At 71.0% G+C, this 15,146-nt stretch carries 14 protein-coding genes; 7 read left to right on the forward strand and 7 right to left on the reverse strand.

Features of this window, described 5'->3' with window-relative positions; genetic code table 11:
• The first annotated feature begins 1 nt into the window (after window position 1).
• Both AC2DGY_RS01520 and AC2DGY_RS01525 read left to right on the forward strand, forming a co-directional pair.
• On the forward strand, window positions 2-1,537 hold the full coding sequence (locus tag AC2DGY_RS01520; RefSeq protein ID WP_484507936.1) for a sugar ABC transporter ATP-binding protein: 1,536 nt from the start codon (window positions 2-4) through the stop codon (window positions 1,535-1,537).
• The gene (locus AC2DGY_RS01525; protein ID WP_484507937.1) at window positions 1,534-2,613 is read left to right on the forward strand and encodes an ABC transporter permease; all 1,080 of its coding nucleotides are present in this window, start codon (window positions 1,534-1,536) and stop codon (window positions 2,611-2,613) included. Before AC2DGY_RS01520 ends, AC2DGY_RS01525 begins: the two co-directional genes overlap by 4 nt.
• Window positions 2,614-2,870: 257 nt before the next feature.
• Here the strand turns inward: AC2DGY_RS01525 and AC2DGY_RS01530 are convergent, their stop codons facing one another.
• Together AC2DGY_RS01530 and AC2DGY_RS01535 are read right to left on the reverse strand one after the other, a co-directional pair.
• Entirely contained in the window at window positions 2,871-3,737 is an 867-nt protein-coding gene (locus tag AC2DGY_RS01530) for an NAD(P)-dependent oxidoreductase (protein WP_484507938.1), read from the reverse strand.
• Window positions 3,734-5,116 (reverse strand): M24 family metallopeptidase, encoded by a 1,383-nt coding sequence (locus AC2DGY_RS01535; RefSeq protein ID WP_484507939.1) that lies wholly within the window; start codon window positions 5,114-5,116, stop codon window positions 3,734-3,736. Before AC2DGY_RS01535 ends, AC2DGY_RS01530 begins: the two co-directional genes overlap by 4 nt.
• 212 nt (window positions 5,117-5,328) lie before the next feature.
• Between AC2DGY_RS01535 and AC2DGY_RS01540 the strand changes: the two genes are divergently transcribed.
• Window positions 5,329-6,027 carry a helix-turn-helix domain-containing protein gene (locus AC2DGY_RS01540; protein WP_484507940.1) on the forward strand — a complete coding sequence of 233 codons (699 nt, stop codon included), beginning with the start codon at window positions 5,329-5,331 and terminating at the stop codon, window positions 6,025-6,027.
• Window position 6,028: 1 nt separating this feature from the next.
• On the opposite strand, the gene AC2DGY_RS01545 is transcribed toward AC2DGY_RS01540, so the two are convergent.
• Together AC2DGY_RS01545 and AC2DGY_RS01550 are read right to left on the reverse strand one after the other, a co-directional pair.
• Window positions 6,029-7,093 carry a zinc-dependent alcohol dehydrogenase gene (locus AC2DGY_RS01545; protein ID WP_484507941.1) on the reverse strand — a complete coding sequence of 355 codons (1,065 nt, stop codon included), beginning with the start codon at window positions 7,091-7,093 and terminating at the stop codon, window positions 6,029-6,031.
• A complete protein-coding gene (locus AC2DGY_RS01550; protein ID WP_484507942.1) occupies window positions 7,090-7,449 on the reverse strand; it encodes a Dabb family protein in 360 nt (119 codons plus the stop codon). The genes AC2DGY_RS01545 and AC2DGY_RS01550 overlap by 4 nt, the downstream gene beginning before the upstream one ends.
• A gap of 94 nt (window positions 7,450-7,543) precedes the next feature.
• On the opposite strand from AC2DGY_RS01550, the gene AC2DGY_RS01555 reads away from it, so the two are divergent.
• Genes AC2DGY_RS01555 through AC2DGY_RS01565 form a run of 3 tightly spaced genes read left to right on the forward strand, consistent with a single transcriptional unit; the run spans window position 7,544 to window position 10,669 of the window.
• A complete protein-coding gene (locus AC2DGY_RS01555; RefSeq protein WP_484507943.1) occupies window positions 7,544-8,572 on the forward strand; it encodes a ketopantoate reductase family protein in 1,029 nt (342 codons plus the stop codon).
• Window positions 8,569-9,546: a DMT family transporter gene (locus tag AC2DGY_RS01560; RefSeq protein ID WP_484507944.1), complete on the forward strand. Its 978-nt coding sequence runs from the start codon at window positions 8,569-8,571 to the stop codon at window positions 9,544-9,546. Before AC2DGY_RS01555 ends, AC2DGY_RS01560 begins: the two co-directional genes overlap by 4 nt.
• Before the next feature lie 25 nt (window positions 9,547-9,571).
• Window positions 9,572-10,669 (forward strand): zinc-binding dehydrogenase, encoded by a 1,098-nt coding sequence (locus tag AC2DGY_RS01565; protein WP_484507945.1) that lies wholly within the window; start codon window positions 9,572-9,574, stop codon window positions 10,667-10,669.
• Between the two features lie 18 nt (window positions 10,670-10,687).
• Here the strand turns inward: AC2DGY_RS01565 and AC2DGY_RS01570 are convergent, their stop codons facing one another.
• The 3 genes from AC2DGY_RS01570 to galT form a co-directional block, all read right to left on the reverse strand.
• A complete protein-coding gene (locus AC2DGY_RS01570) occupies window positions 10,688-11,665 on the reverse strand; it encodes an aldo/keto reductase (protein ID WP_484507946.1) in 978 nt (325 codons plus the stop codon).
• Window positions 11,666-11,779: 114 nt separating this feature from the next.
• Entirely contained in the window at window positions 11,780-12,934 is a 1,155-nt protein-coding gene (galK, locus tag AC2DGY_RS01575) for a galactokinase (protein WP_484507947.1), read from the reverse strand.
• The gene (gene galT, locus AC2DGY_RS01580) at window positions 12,931-14,106 is read right to left on the reverse strand and encodes a galactose-1-phosphate uridylyltransferase (RefSeq protein WP_484507948.1); all 1,176 of its coding nucleotides are present in this window, start codon (window positions 14,104-14,106) and stop codon (window positions 12,931-12,933) included. The genes galK and galT overlap by 4 nt, the downstream gene beginning before the upstream one ends.
• A gap of 67 nt (window positions 14,107-14,173) precedes the next feature.
• Here galT and AC2DGY_RS01585 point away from each other — a divergent pair, with 67 nt between their 5' ends.
• Window positions 14,174-15,145, forward strand: a complete 972-nt coding sequence (locus tag AC2DGY_RS01585) for a LacI family DNA-binding transcriptional regulator (RefSeq protein WP_484507949.1) — start codon at window positions 14,174-14,176, stop codon at window positions 15,143-15,145.
• Window position 15,146 lies beyond the last annotated feature (1 nt).

Genomic DNA, 15,146 nt, shown 5'->3' on the forward strand with positions numbered 1-15,146 from the left:
GATGACCGATGTTTCATCCGGACGCGGGGCGGCTTCGGCCGCCCCGCGGCTCCTCCGTATCGACGGCATCATCAAGGACTTCCCGGGCAACCGGGCGCTGGATGAGGTTTCCCTCGACGTCGCCAGCGGCGAGATCGTCGCCGTCGTCGGTCACAACGGCTCGGGCAAATCGACCCTCGTGAAGATCCTCGACGGCGTGTACACCTCCGACGGCGGCACCGTCGAGCTGGCCGAGGTGGACGGACAGCAGACCAACCTCTACGTCATCCACCAGGACCTCGGTCTCGCGAAGGAACTGACGGGGCTGGAGAACCTGGGGATCACCAAGGACAAGGGCATTTCGGCGCTCGCTCCGTTCCGCAGCAAGCGCGAACGTGCGCACGCCCGCGAGCTGATCGGCCGCTTCGGTGAGCCGTTCGACCTCGATGTGCCCATCGGCAGCCTCGCTCCGGCGCAGCGCTCGATCATCGGGATCGCTCGCGCGCTCGACGGCTGGACCCACCCCCGCAACATCCTCATCCTCGACGAGCCCACCGAGGCCCTGCACGCGAGCGAAGTGAAGGTGCTCTTCGAGGCCGTGAAGTCGCTGGCTGCCGCCGGCGCCGGGGTCATCTTCATCTCCCACCGCCTCGACGAGGTGCTGGAGATCGCCGATCGCGTGGTCATCCTGCGCGACGGGGTGAAGGTCGCCGATGAGTCGCGGGTCACGATGGACCACGACCGGCTCGTCTCCTTCGTCACCGGCGTGCCGGTGGGCGAGGCCGAGACGGGTGAGCCGTTCCGTGGCGACCTGGGCGCTGTTGCGCTGGACGTGAGGGGCCTCACCGGCGCGGCGCTGGACGGGGTCGACATCACGATCCACGCCGGCGAGGTCGTCGGCGTCGCCGGCGTGCTCGGCTCCGGCCGCGAAGCGCTCCCGGCCATGCTGTTCGGTTCGATCGACTCGGATGCCGAGACCTTCGCCGTGCAGGGCAAGAACTACCCGCACCGCAACCCGCAGGAGAGCATCCGGCGGGGGATGGGCTTCGTGCCGGGCGACCGGGCGCGCTTCGGGTCGGTGCGCCCCATGACCGCGCGGGAGAACGTGACGCTCCCCGAACTCAAATCGCTCACCGGTCCGCTCGGAGCGATCAGCGGCGCCCGCGAGCGGGCACACACGACCGAGCTCATGGCGAAGTACGACGTGAAGCCGCCGCGCGGCGAGCAGATCTTTGCGCAGTTCAGCGGCGGAAATCAGCAGAAGATCGTGTTCGCCAAATGGCTCCGCAACAACCCGGTCGTGCTGCTCCTGGAGGAGCCGACGCAGGGCGTGGACATCGGCGCGAAGCAGGCGATCTACGACGCCATCGACGCCGCGGCTGAGGGCGGAGCGGCCGTTCTGGTCTGCTCCTCCGAGGCCAAGGAGCTCGTCCGGCTGTGCAACCGCGTGCTGGTGCTGCGCGGCGGCAAGGTCGCGGCGGAATTGGCAGGTGATCAGCTGACCGAGACGGCGCTGATCATGGAGGGCTACGGGCTCGTGGGCAAGGGAGAGAAGTGAACAAGACCGAGACGATTCCCGTGGCCGAGGCCACCGGGTCGAACGCCACCGTCACGCGCGGAGGCTGGTGGCGGATGCTCTCCTTCCGCAACATCAGCGCGCTGTACATCTTCATCGTGCTGTTCGCGATCTTCGCGATCATCACCCCGCGGACGTTCCTCACTCCCGGCACGTGGCTCGTACTCCTGGACGCGCAGTCGATCACGGTGCTCGCGGCCATCGCCGTACTCATCCCGCTCGTCAACGGCGTCTTCAACCTGGCCATCGGCGCGGAGGTCGGCTTCGCGGTCATCCTCGTCGCGGTCCTCCAGGTGAAGTTCGGCGTGCCGTGGGGCATGGCGATCCCGCTGACGATCGCGGCCGGAGCGCTCATCGGACTGATCTCCGGCCTCATCATCACCAAGGGCAAGATCGACAGCTTCATCGCCACCCTGGGTATGAGCTCGATCCTGCTGGCGGGCCTGGCGTTCATGTCGGAGAGCCGTCAGATCATCGGGCTGGAGGAGGGCTTCCGCGCCTTCGCCACCGGCGGCCTGCCGCTCTCGCCCGACAACCCGAGCCTGAAGATCACCAACCCGGTGTTCATCATGCTGATCATCGCGCTGATCGTCTGGTACGCCCTGGAGCGCACGCCCTTCGGTCGGCGCATGTACGCCGCCGGTTACAACCCGGACGGCGCGCGCCTGTCGGGCGTGAACGTGTCGCGCCTGCAGATCCTCTCGCTCGTCGCCGGTGGCGTCATCGCGGCCTTCGCCGGTGTGCTCCTGACATCCCGGATCAACGCCGGTGACCCCACGGTCGGGCCCGGCCTGCTCCTGCCCGCGCTGACCGCGGTGTTCCTCGGCTCGACGCAGTTCAAGGGCGGCCGTTTCAACGTGTGGGGAACGGTCATCTCGGTGTACGTGCTCGCCGTCGGCATCAAGGGGCTGCAGCTCCTGGGCGCGCAGAACTGGGTCAGCGACCTGTTCAACGGTGTCGCGCTGCTCGCCGCCGTCGGGCTCTCCCGGTGGGAGCGCACCGCCAAGCGTGGCAGCGCCATCCGCCGCGCGCTGCCGTTCCGCAAGCGCGGGGCCTGACGCCGCATCCCTCGGACGCCCCCGCTTCGGCGGGGGCGTCCTCGTTTCCGCGGGCGACGTGCGGCTGCCACCTCTCTCCGTTCAAAACTCAGGAGATTCCGGCCTCCGGCGCCCACCGGGCAACGGTCGCACGGCGTGTCTCCTGAGTTTTGAACGCATCGGGGTGGAGCGGGCGCGGCACGGCACCCTGACGCTCCGGCGCCGCAACGCAGAAGCCCCCCGCCGCGGACGGCGAGGGGCTTCTGTGCAGCAAAGGGTCAGAGCAGGTCGCGGCGGGAGACCTCCGCGATGGCGCTCCAGTCCGCATCCTTCAGCTCGGGATCGGCGAGGGCCGCCTCGAACACCTGGATGAGGGCGGGCAGGGTCGCGGGCGTGACCCCGCCGGCCGCGGCCACCTCCGCGGCCAGTCCGAGGTCCTTGCGGCCGAGGCTCATCGAGAAACCGGCGGGGTGGTACTTCTCGTCCGCGATCATCTTGCCGTAGCCGGTGTAGACGATGCCGCCGAACAGCGTGTTCGACAGCAGCTCGGTGAAGACCTCGGGCGGCACGCCCACGCGCTCGGTCATCGCGACGGTCTCGCCGATGGCCTGCAGCGCGTGGATGATGTTGTAGTTCACCGCCGCCTTGACGGCGTTGGCCGCCGAGGGGGTTTCGCCCAGCCGCCACACGCGCTTGCCCATGATCTCGAGGTACGGGATCACCGAGTCGACCACGTCGGAAGCGCCGGCCGCCAGGACGTTGAGCTGTCCGGCTGCGGCCACCTCCGGGCGGCCGAGGACGGGCGCTGCGACGTAGCCCACGCCCGCGTCGGCGAAGGTGCGCTCCAGCCGGTCGGCGAGCGACGGCGAGATCGAGGCCATGACGACGTGGGTGCGGCCGGATGCTGCCGCCAGCGCTCCCGGATGCAGCACGCTCTCCACCGCCGCGTCGTTGGCGAGCATCGAGAACGACACGTCGGCGGCGAGAGCCTCCTCCACGCTCGCTGCCGAAGCCCCCTGCTCGACGAGGGCGGAGACGGGGCCTTCGGACCGGTTCCACACGCCGACGTCGTGCCCGGCGTTCACCAGCCGCGCGGCCATGCCGCGCCCCATCGACCCGAGGCCGAGGAATCCGACGGTGGTCACGCTTCTCCGCGCCCCCACACCGTGTTCTTGTGCGACTGCGCGTCGCGCTCGAGGTTCAGCGGACCGTCGATCGTGTAGTACCGGCGACCGGCGACGATGAGCTCCTCGGCCGGGAACTTGGTGATGACCTCGCACCCGTCGGCGGTCACGACGACCTCTTCCTCGATGCGCGCGGCACCCCAGCCGTCGGCGGACGGCCAGTACGTCTCCAGCGCGAACACGTTGCCCTCCTGCAGCACCTCGGGGTGGTCGAGGGAGGTGAGGCGCGAGAAGATCGGCTTCTCCCAGATCGACAGTCCGACGCCGTGGCCGTACTGCAGGGCGAAGGCGGCCTCCTCGTCGGCGAAGCCGAACTCCTGCGCAGTGGGCCACACCTTGACGATGTCGGCCGTGGTGGCACCGGGCTTCACCAGCGCGATCGCGCGGTCCATGTACTCCCGCGCGCGGGTGTACGCGTCGCGCTGGGCGGAGCTTGCCGAACCCACCGCGAACGTGCGGTAGTAGCACGTGCGGTAGCCGTTCCAGCTGTGCAGGATGTCGAAGAACGCCGGGTCGCCGGGGCGGATGAGGCGGTCGGAGAAGACATGCGGATGCGGGGAGCAGCGCTCACCGGAGATCGCGTTGACGCCCTCGACATACTCGGAGCCGAGGTCGTAGAGCGTCTTGGCGACGAGCCCGACCGCCTCGTTCTCGCGGACGCCCGGGCGGAGGAACCGGTACAGCTCCTCGTACGCGGCATCCACCATGGACGCGGCCTGCGTGAGGAGGCGGATCTCGTCGTGCGTCTTGACGCGGCGGGCCTCCATGAAGATCTGCTGGCCATCCACGACCTGGATGCCCTCCTTCTGGAGGGCGAACAGGATCGGGAGCTCGATCACGTCGACGCCCAGGGGCTGGTCGGCGAGGCCGAACTTCTCCAGCTCGCGCTTGATCTTCTTCGCCACGCCCTCGGCGATCCCCGCGTCGGGCGGGAAGGCGCCGCGGAGGGTCGAGATGCCGGCGCGCGCTCCCGACTCCATGCGCGGGCGCTTCGCGCCCTCGTGCGGGGCGCTGGGGTTCGCGTCCATCTCGGCGGTGGTGGTGTCGAGCCACGGGTTGTAGAGCTTGTGGTGCTTGGCGGCCGAACCGAAGTCCCACACGATGGGGTCGGTGTTGCGCGTGAGGAGCGAGAAGCGGATGAGCTTGTCCATCGCCCATGTGCCGATGTGGGTGGCGCTCATGTAGCGGATGTTGGAGAAGTCGAAGGCCAGCACCGCGCCGAGGGAGGACGCATCCAGCTGCGCCTTCAGGCGTGCCAGACGCTCATCCCGGAGGCGGTCGAAATCGACCCGCTGCTCCCAGTCGACGCCGTTGGTTCCGGTGGTCCCCGTGCTCTTCATCGAGTTGCTCCTTCGTCGCGGATGATCGCGGTGGCGCTGTACGCGCGTGAAGTCCAGCTTAACACCGGCCCCTCCTCGCGCCCAGGGATGGTGTCGCTGCCGGTGGCCTGCTGCACTGGCGCCGGTCATCGGCTGTCACTTCACACGGGCGACGGGAGGAGCGCCTCTACAATGTCGGCAGCGCGCGACGCGCGACGACGGAAGGCGGCACCATGCCGGAGAGCCTGGGTCAACGCATCCGTGCGGCCCGCACCGAACGCGGGTTGAGCCTGCGCAGCGTGGCGCAGTCGCTCGGCGTCTCCGCCAGCCTCATCTCGCAGGTGGAGATCGGGAAGACGCAGCCATCCGTCTCGACGCTGTACGCGCTGGCGAGCCACCTCGGGGTCTCCCTCGACGACCTCCTCGGCATCCCGTCGACACGGCCGCCGGCGCAGCAGATGTTCGGGCACGACGGTCCGCCGCTGCCCGATGTGCAGCGGGCCGCGGACAACCCCGTCATCGAGATGGAGAACGGCGTGCGGTGGGAACGGCTGGCCGCCGGCGCGGGCGGGCCGGCCGATGCGCTCCTGGTGACCTACGAGCCCGGCGCGAGCAGCTCCGTCGAAGGCAAGCTCATGCGCCACGCGGGGATCGAATACGCCTACCTGCTCGACGGCGAGCTGACGCTGCACCTGGACTTCGAGACGTACGTCCTGCGGGCGGGAGACTCGCTGCAGTTCGACTCGGTGCGTCCGCACCTGTACACCAACCGCTCCGGCGCCGTGGCCCGCGGAGTGTGGTTCGTCGTCGGCCGCCGTCAGCAGAACCGGTCGCTGCCGGATGCTCCGGGGCGTACGACAGACGCGACCGCCGAGCCGGGTACTCCGGCGTCGGCGGTCGACGTACTGCGTGCGATGGACGAACTGACCTGAGTCAGCGCCGTCCGTGGCGGGCGGGACGTGCCTCGGTGGCCCACGGGTCCACGAGCGACTTGATCTGCGTCGACCGACCCTCCAGCAGCGGCGTCAGGGCCTGGTCGGCGACGTCGGAGAGGGGGATGACCTCGCCGGCGATGTCAGACCAGTCCTCGCGCGTGCCGAGCAGGCGCACCGCCTCGGGGAAGTCGTCGGCGAACACGTGCGCGACGGTGCCGATGATCGTGTACTCGCGCAGGGTCCACGATCCCAGCGGCAGGGCGGGCTCGCCCCGCTGAATGCCGACGGGGACGATGGTCGAGCCGGGCTTGGCCGTCTCGAGGACCGAGGCGAGACCGGGGGCCGAGCCGCTCACCTCGAAGAAGACGTCCACGTCCATGCCGAGCTCGTCGAGCTTGTCGTCAAGGCTCATCGATCCCGACAGAAGCCCCGCCGTCGCGCCGAGGCGCTGCGCGAGGTCCAGGCGCTCCTGGTTCAGGTCGACCACCAGCACGCGTGCACCGGTGGCCGCCGCGGCGACCGTGATGAACGTGCCGATGCCGCCTGCCCCGACGATGACGGCATCCTGCCCGGCGCGGAGTCCACTGCGGCGCACCGCGTGCACGGCGATGGCGAGCGGCTGGGCCAGTGCGAGGGTGTCGGTGCTGAGACCGGTGTCGCTGACGTCGAGGAGGATGCCCGCGGGCGCGACCACGTAGCCGGCGAGGCCGCCGTCATAGGCGAAACCGAGCGTCTTGTAGGAGCGGCAGAGGTTGGTCCGCCCGGCGCGGCACGGCTTGCACTCGCCGCACGCGATACCCGCGCCGCACACCACGGTGGCACCGATGGTGAGGGAGCCGACCCCCTCGCCGAGCGTCTCGACCGTGCCGACGAACTCGTGTCCGAGTGCGACCGGCGGCTCGGCCAGGACGAGGTGGCGGCCGAACTCGGTCGCGTCGCTCCCGCACACCCCGCACGCGCTGATGCGCACGAGCACCTCGCCGGGCCCCGGTGCGGGGATTGGCTTGGACTCGACCCGCAGGTCGCCGACCCCGTGGAGGACCGCAGCCTGCATGTCGGTCATCGGAATGAGCCCTCGGAGATCGGGAGCTGCACGGCGGCCCGCTCGGCCATCATCCACCCGATGAACTTGTCGTACACGGCGAGGTGATCGGGGTGATCGAGGTAGGCGTCGAGACCTTCCTGGTCGTCCAGGATCGCGGCGACGCCGTAGTCGGACCCCGCGGGGCGCAGGTGCAGGTTCGGCTCTGCGACGTAGGAGCGGAGCTGGGGGATCCCCGCCGCCATCGCGCTCAGGGCCTCCGTGAGCGCCGACACGTCGGCCTCGGTGACTTCTTCTTTCCACCGGAAGGCGGCGATGTGCAGGATCATGGCGTCCTGTCCCTTCTCCTCGTCGAGGTGTTCAGCGCCGATGTACATTCGCGGGCACATCGGGGAGCAGAATCCAGCGTAGCGGGGAATCGTCTGCGCGGCTGCTGTAAAGTGGCGCTGTCCAGCGTCGGAAGGAGTCGGCATGAGTCGTCCACGGATCGCCGTGCTCGGGGCCGGCGCCAATGGCGCGTCGGTCGGGGCGGATCTGATCACCGCCGGGCACGACGTGACCCTCGTCGAACAGTGGCCCGCACACGTCGAAGCCATGCGGGCCGATGGCGTGCACGTCCTGTCTCCGGACGGAGACCTGCACGTCCGGCCTCACGTGATCCACCTGTGCGAAGTGGCCGAGCTGACCCAGCCGTTCGACGTCGTCCTGATGCTGGTGAAGGCGTACGACTCGCCGTGGGCGGCACGCCTGCTCGCGCCCTACCTCGCCGCAGACGGGCTGATGGTGGGTGTGCAGAACGGGATGACGGCGCACACGGTCGAAGACGCGGTCGGGGCCGATCGCACGATGGGTGCGGTCATCGAGTGCTCCGCGACGATGAACGAACCCGGCATCGTTCATCGCCACACCCCCGTCTCGCGTTCGTGGTTCGCCGTCGGTGCGCTCCCCGGCGGGCCCGCCGACCGCGCCGGCGAGATCGCCGATCTGCTGCGCTCGGCCGGCACGGTGGCGATGGTCGAGGACATCGAGGCGGCCAAGTGGATGAAGCTGGTCAGCAACTCGACCCTTCTGGTGACCTCCGCCATCCTCGGCCTGCCGATGCTCGACGCGCTCCACACCCCGGGCTATCGCGACGTGATGGTCGCCGCCGGCAACGAGGCCCTCGCCGTGGGCCGGGCCCTCGGGCATCCGATTCTTCCCATCTTCGGGCTCACTCCCGACGAGGTGGCCGACCCCGCCACGGTCGTCGACATCATGACCGACAAGCTCTTCGCGGGCTTCGTCGTACCCGGTGCCACCACCACGGTCCTCCAGGACTGGACCAAGGGCCGCCACTCGGAGGTCGACGACCTCAATGGCCACGTCGCTGCCGAGGGGGCGCGGCTGGGCATCGCGACACCCGTCAACGACGCGGTCGTGCGCCTGGCGCACCGCATCGAGCGCGAGGGACTGCAGCCGGATCCGAGCCTGCTCGCGGAGATGCTCGGCGCAGCACAGTGACCCGCCGCGGGGCGCTCCTCGCCACCGCGGCGGCAGTCGGAGCCGGCGCCGCGGTGTCGGTCCAGACCTCGATCAACGGGCACACCAGCGTCCTCGTGGGCTCGCCCGTACTGGCCACCGCGGTGAACCACGGCAGCGGCCTCGCGCTCGCGCTGATCGTCGCGCTCGCCCTGGGCGCTTTCCCGCGGGCCGTCCGCAACCTCCGCGCGGGGCGCACGCGGCTGCGGTGGTGGTGGTTCTTCGGGGGCGTGATGGGCTTCGGCGCGGTCCTGGCGATCATCGCGGTCACTCCCGATGTCGGCGTCGTGGCGGTGGGCGTCGCGGTGACGCTCGGCCAGCTCGCCGGATCGGTCGCGGCGGACTCGTGGAGCCTCGGCCCCGGCGGGAAACGCTCCCTGGGCGTCTTCCGTCTCGCCGGGATCGGCGTCGCGGTGGTCGCGGTGATGGTCGGGGCGTTCGGGCGGTTCGAGGTCGGCAACCTCCTCGTCATCGTCGTGGTCGTTCTCGCCGGTGCGATCATCGCCATCCAGCAGGCGGCCAACGCGTGGCTCATCGTCGCGACGGGCGAATTCTCCGTCATGTCCGTCATCAACTTCGGTGTCTCGGCTCTGTTCGTCGGCGCGGCGCTGCTCGTCTCGATGACGTTCGAGCCGCTCGATTTCGGCGCGATTCCGTGGTGGGCGCCGCTCGGCGGAGGCTTGGGCGCCGTCATCGGCGTGGTCTCCGCGCTCGCCGTCCGCGCGATCGGGGTGCTCAGCCTCATGCTCTGCATCGCCGCGGGACAGGCCATCGGATCGATCGTCGTGGACCTGATCGCCCCCGTGGATGCTGTGGGCCTCACCCCGGCATCCGTGATCGCTGCGGCCCTCGCCGTCGCCGCGGTGGGGATGGCGGGGATGGGGTCGCTGTCGCGCCGTTCCCGGGGGTCCGATGCCCCGCAGCTGCGGGCGCCCGCCCCCGACCCCCTGCCCTGACCGCCCGACGCGAAGGAGGCCCGACATGCCGATTTCCACCATCGCCGCTGTGGCGCACGAGGGTGCGACGGAGTTCACCGTGGAGACGGTGAACCTGCGCGACCCCGGCCCCGCGGATGTCGTCGTCGAGATCGCGGCGAGCGCCTTCTGCTACAGCGACTGGATCGCCCTGCGGGGTGACACGGGCCTGGGCGAGGGCGGCCTCTACCCTGCCGTCCTCGGGCACGCCGCGGTCGGAACGGTCGTGGATGCGGGGCGGGATGCTCGGGCCACACCCGGGACGCGTGTGCTCATCACCGCCACGCCGGAGTGCGGCCGGTGCTTCTGGTGCACGCAGGGGCGCATCGACCAGTGCGCCGAACTCTTCGCACCCGCGCCCACGATCGGTACGCTCGCCGACGGCCGCGCGGTCCGCGGCCCGGGAGCATCCGCCACCTACGCCGAGCGCACCGTGATCCGTGACATCCAGGTGTTTCCGACCGACAGCGACCTGCCCGACGCGTGGCTGGCGATGTTCGGGTGCGGCGTCGTGTCGGGCATGGGGGCCGTGATCAACGTCGCGCGCGTCGCACCGGGCGAGTCGGTGGTCGTGGTCGGATGCGGTCAGGTCGGCCTATGGATGGTGCAGGCCGCGCACGCCGCGGGGGCGGGGGAGATCATCGCGGTCGACCCCCTCGCCGAGCGGCGCGCGCTGGCCGCGCAGCTGGGGGCGACCGTCGTTCTCGATCCTGCAGACGGGGACGTCGTCGAGCGGGTGCGCGACGCGACCGGCGGGCGCGGCGCCGACCACGGGCTCGACGCGGGCGGCACGGTCGAGTCGGTGCGCGACGCGTTCGCCCTCTCGCGGCTGGGAGGCGTGGTGACGTTGACGTCGTACGTCACGCGCGACACGTCCGTCGAGTTCCCGCTGTTCGACCTGGCTCTCCGCGGTCGTGACGTGCGCAGTTCGCAGAGCGGACGGCTCGACATGGCGCGCGACATGGCCCGCTTCCTGCCGTGGATGGCGGGCGGCCTCGTCGACCCCCAGGCGCTGGTGGGCGGCATCCGCCCCCTCAGCGAGATGGCCGGCACCCTCGCCGCGTCCCGAGACCGGCGAGAGCTCACGCCGATCGTCACGGCGTAGGGCGCGGCGCAGCCGGCCTCAGAACTGCTCGGGAAGCCGCGGGCGGTACGGCGCGGACAGGCGCGCGATCTCGCTGTCGTCGAGGGTGAGTTCCAGCGCAGCGACGGCGTCGCGAAGGTGCCGCTCGTCGGTGGCCCCCACGATCGGTGCCGTGACCGCCGGCTGCTGGCGCAACCAGGCGAGCGCCACGTGCGCCATCGGAACCTCGCGTTCGGCGGCGATCTCCTGCACCACGTCGACGACGGCGTGGTCGGAATCCACCGCCTGCCGGTAGTTCTTCTGCGCAACGAGATCGGTCTCGGTTCGCCGGGTCTCGGTGCCCCAGGGCCGCGTCAGGGTGCCGCGGCCGAGAGGGCTCCACGGCACGACCCCGACGCCGGCATGTGCGCAGTAGTGGAGCAGGTCGCGCTCATCCTCGCGGTAGATCAGGCTGTACTGGTTCTGCATCGAGATGAACGGCGCGAGGCCGAGCTCGCGCTGCCGCTCGCGGGCCTCGACGAACTGCCACGCGCGCATCGACGACGCGCCCAGGTACAGCGCCTTGCCCGCACGGACGATGTCATCCAGCGCGATGAGCGTCTCCTCCAGCGGCACGTCCGGGTCGAAACGGTGGATCTGCAGCAGGTCGACCCGGTCGGTGCCGAGGCGTCGCAGGCTCGCGTCGACCTCCTGCACGATGGCCTTTCGCGAGAGCCCCCGGCGGTTGGGGCCTGTGCCCATCACCCCGTGCACCTTCGTCGCCAGCACGATCTCGTCGCGGTTCGCCATGTCGCGCAGGGCACGCCCGAGGATCTCCTCGCCCGAGCCGTCGGAGTACACGTTCGCGGTGTCGAAGAAGGTCAGACCGAGCTCGAGTGCGTACGCGATGAGTTCCCGGCTGCGTTCCTCCGGAAGCGTCCACGGGTGCGTCCCACGATCGGGCTCGCCGAAGCTCATCGACCCGACCGCGAGGGGTGACACTTCCAGGCCGCTGCGTCCCAGCCGTACGTAATCCATGCCGTCCAGTATGCCCGTCCGACAATCCCGCGCGTGGCCCCTCTGCGAGAAACGACGATCCGGACGAGAAAGGGCGCGGGGCTTGCCGTCTCGTCCGGATCGTCGTTTCTCGACTCAGGCGTCGCGGCGCGCGCCCTCGGAGGGGCGCACCGTGAAGGTGCGGGGAGACGCGAAGCCGGCGGTGGCGAAGGCGTCGGACACGGCGGATGCGGCGGGGCCGACACGATCGGACTCGAGCAGCGCGATCGCGGCGCCGCCGAAACCGCCCCCGGTCATGCGCGCGCCCAGGGCCCCGGCGGCCAGAGCCGTCTCCACGGCGAGATCGAGTTCGGGGACCGAGATCTCGAAGTCGTCGCGCATCGAGGCGTGGGATGCGGTGAGCACGTCGCCGATCGCCCGCGGGCCGGCAGCATCCAGCGTCGCGACCGTGTCGAGCACCCGCTGGTTCTCGGTCACGATGTGCCGCACCCGGCGGAAGGTGACGTCGTCCATGAGCTCCTGCGCGCGGGGCAGGTCGGCCACCGTCACGTCGCGGAGGGCGGGAACGCCCATGAGGCGCGCGCCGGCTTCGCACGACTCGCGGCGCTCGCGGTAACCGCCCGAGGAGTGCGCGTGGGTGACGAGCGTGTCGATCACGAGGATCTCCAGCCCCGCCCGGGCGAACCCCAGGTCGACCGAGCGCGTCTCCAGGCTCCGGCAGTCCAGGAACGTCGCGGCGTCGGCGTGGCCCAGCATCGAGGCGATCTGGTCCATGATCCCTGTCGGCGCCCCCACGGCGTCGTTCTCGGCGGTGCGGCCCACGCGGGCCAGGGCCACCCGATCCAGCCCCGCGCCCCACACGTCGTTGAGCGCTCCGGCCACGGCGCCCTCGATGGCGGCGGATGACGACAGCCCCGCGCCGACGGGAACGTCGGAGGCGATCGCGATGTCGACACCGCGTGGCGCGGCATCGGGTGCCGCGGCGCGCAGCGCCCATGCCACTCCGAGCGGGTACGCGGCCCAGTCCAGGCCTCCGTCGGCGATCGTCCGGTCAAGCTCGGCCAGCGACACCGCCACGGCACCGTCGGCGAACGTGCTGACCACCCGCACGACGTCGTCGTCGCGGAGGGCGACGGCGGCGGAGGTGCGGTGCTCGATCGCGAAGGGCAGCACGAAGCCCTCGTTGTAGTCGGTGTGCTCGCCGATGAGATTGGCGCGTCCGGGGGCTGACCACTCACCGATCGGGGGGCGTTCGGTGATCGAGGCGAGCAGGTCGGATGCGGCGGTCATTCGATGTTCTCCGGGACGGTGGCGAGCGCGTCGCGCAGGCGCGCGGCCTGGGACTCGGGGGTCACGTCGGCGATCCAGGCGCCCATGGCCGACTCCGAGCCGGCGAGGAACTTGAGCCGGTCCGCGGCGCGGCGCGGCGAGGTCAGCTGCAGGTGGAGGCGGAGCGCATCCCGGCCGGTGTGCACCGGGGCTTGATGCCACGCGGCGATGTACGGGGTGGGGGAGTCGTAGAGCGCATCGATTCCGCGCAGCAGCCGCAGATAGAGGGGCGCGAGCTCGTCGCGCTCGGCCTCGGTCGTCTCGGCGAAGTCCGGCACGTGCCGGTGGGGGAGGAGGTGCACCTCGATCGGCCAGCGTGCGGCGAACGGCACGAAGGCGGTCCAGTGCTCGCCCGACAGAACGACGCGCTCGGAGTCGCGTTCGGATTCGAGGATGCGGGCGAACAGGTCGGTCGACGTGCGGGCCGCGGCATCCAGCATCCGCTGCGTCCGCGGGGTGATGTACGGGTACGCGTAGATCTGGCCGTGCGGATGCGGCAGCGTGACGCCGATCGCCTCGCCGCGGTTCTCGAACGGGAAGACCTGCTCAACCCCGGGAAGCGCGGACAGTGCGGTCGTGCGGTCGGCCCACGCCTCGATCACCGTGCGGGCGCGGGTGCGGGTCAGGGTGCCGAACGAGCCGGAGCGCTCCGGGCTGAAGCACACGACCTCGCACCGCCCGACGGAGGTGCGCGAGCGCCCGAGGCCCAGCGCCGCGAGGTCGTCGAGCCCGGCGGGGGCGGCGTCGCCTGCGGGCGCGTCGTCGGTCGCGTGCGCCAGGGCGGGCCCGAAGGACGGGGACTTGTTCTCGAAGACCGCGACGTCGTACCGGTCGGGGATCTCGGAGGGATTCGTCGGCGTCTGCGGGGCGAGCGGATCGAGGTTCGCCGGGGGGAGGAAAGCGCGGTTCTGGCGCGCGGAGGCGATGGAGATCCAGTCTCCGGTCAGTACGTCCTGGCGCATCGTCGCGGTGGCCGGGCGCGGGTCGAGCGTGCGCGCATCCACCGACCGCTCCGGCGGGAGGGCGGTACCGGGGTCATCGTAGTAGATCAGCTCGCGGCCGTCGGCCAGGCGGGTGGGGCGCTTGACGACGCCGGCGCCGAGCACGGGCTCCCCCGGGGGTGGTGTGTTCACGATAACACGGTAGCCGCCGCGCGTGTTATCGTCAACATACCATCGTCGATAGGTGACAGGGGGTGCGATGCCGATCTCCATGGCCGACGTGGCCGCGCACGCGGGAGTGTCGGCCCAGACCGTGTCGCGGGTCGTCAACGACAGCCCGCGCGTCGATCCCGCCACCCGCGCCCGCGTCGAGGCCTCGATGGCGATACTGGGGTACCGGATGCACCGGGCGGCGCGCGCCCTGCGAACCGGTCGCACCCGGACGATCGGACTCGTCGCCGCATCCCTCGCCGCAGTGGGCAACTCGCGGATGCTGGAATCCATCGCCGACGTCGCGGCACAGCGCGACTACGCCCTGACCGTCGTGACGCTCGCCGGCGCGCGCAGCGTCGCCGACGCGTTCGCACAGCTGCGCGATCAGGGCGCGGACGGGGCGATCGTGCTCAACGAGGCCACCACGCTGCTCCGGGAATCCGACCCCGCGGTCGGCCTCTCCCTGGTCGTCGTCGACTCTCCGCCCGACGACCGGTTCGCGATCGTCCAGACCGATCACGCCGGCGGCGCCGAGGCCGCGGTGGACCACCTCCTCGCCGGGGGTCACGCGACCGTGCATCACCTCGGCGGCCCCGCCGCATCCTTCGCGGCCGCCGAGCGTGAGCGCGGATGGCGTGCGGCGTTGGAGACCGCCGGGGCGAGCGTGCCGCCGGTGGTCCGCGGTGACTGGACGTCGCAGTCGGGGTACGCCGCCGCAGCCGGGCTTCTCGAGGCGACGGCCGTGTTCGTGGCGAACGACCAGATGGCCCTCGGAGCGCTGCGCGCCTTCGCCGACGCAGGTCGCCGCATCCCGGAGGACGTCGCGGTGGTGGGCTTCGACGACGTCGTGGATGCGGCGCAGTACCGCCCGCCCCTGTCGACGGTGCGCCAGGACTTCGACGCCCTCGGAGCGCGCGCCGTCGCCGCGCTCCTCGCGATGATCGAAGACGGCGCAGAGCCCGCCGCGCAGGTGGTGCCCGGGCGGCTGGTGGTGCGCGCCAGCTCGGGGCCCCGCTGAC

This window comes from Microbacterium sp. Z6_144 (assembly GCF_057197625.1).

Excerpts from the sequence above, each read along its gene's own strand:
- AC2DGY_RS01550 (WP_484507942.1), bottom strand. The coding sequence starts at position 7,449 with ATGTACATCGGCGCTGAACACCTCGACGAGGAGAAGGGACAGGACGCC.
- AC2DGY_RS01555 (WP_484507943.1), top strand. The coding sequence starts at position 7,544 with ATGAGTCGTCCACGGATCGCCGTGCTCGGGGCCGGCGCCAATGGCGCG.
- AC2DGY_RS01570 (WP_484507946.1), bottom strand. The coding sequence starts at position 11,665 with ATGGATTACGTACGGCTGGGACGCAGCGGCCTGGAAGTGTCACCCCTC.
- AC2DGY_RS01545 (WP_484507941.1), bottom strand. The coding sequence starts at position 7,093 with ATGACCGACATGCAGGCTGCGGTCCTCCACGGGGTCGGCGACCTGCGG.
- AC2DGY_RS01565 (WP_484507945.1), top strand. The coding sequence starts at position 9,572 with ATGCCGATTTCCACCATCGCCGCTGTGGCGCACGAGGGTGCGACGGAG.
- galK (WP_484507947.1), bottom strand. The coding sequence starts at position 12,934 with ATGACCGCCGCATCCGACCTGCTCGCCTCGATCACCGAACGCCCCCCG.
- AC2DGY_RS01540 (WP_484507940.1), top strand. The coding sequence starts at position 5,329 with ATGCCGGAGAGCCTGGGTCAACGCATCCGTGCGGCCCGCACCGAACGC.
- AC2DGY_RS01535 (WP_484507939.1), bottom strand. The coding sequence starts at position 5,116 with ATGAAGAGCACGGGGACCACCGGAACCAACGGCGTCGACTGGGAGCAG.
- AC2DGY_RS01585 (WP_484507949.1), top strand. The coding sequence starts at position 14,174 with ATGCCGATCTCCATGGCCGACGTGGCCGCGCACGCGGGAGTGTCGGCC.
- AC2DGY_RS01520 (WP_484507936.1), top strand. The coding sequence starts at position 2 with ATGACCGATGTTTCATCCGGACGCGGGGCGGCTTCGGCCGCCCCGCGG.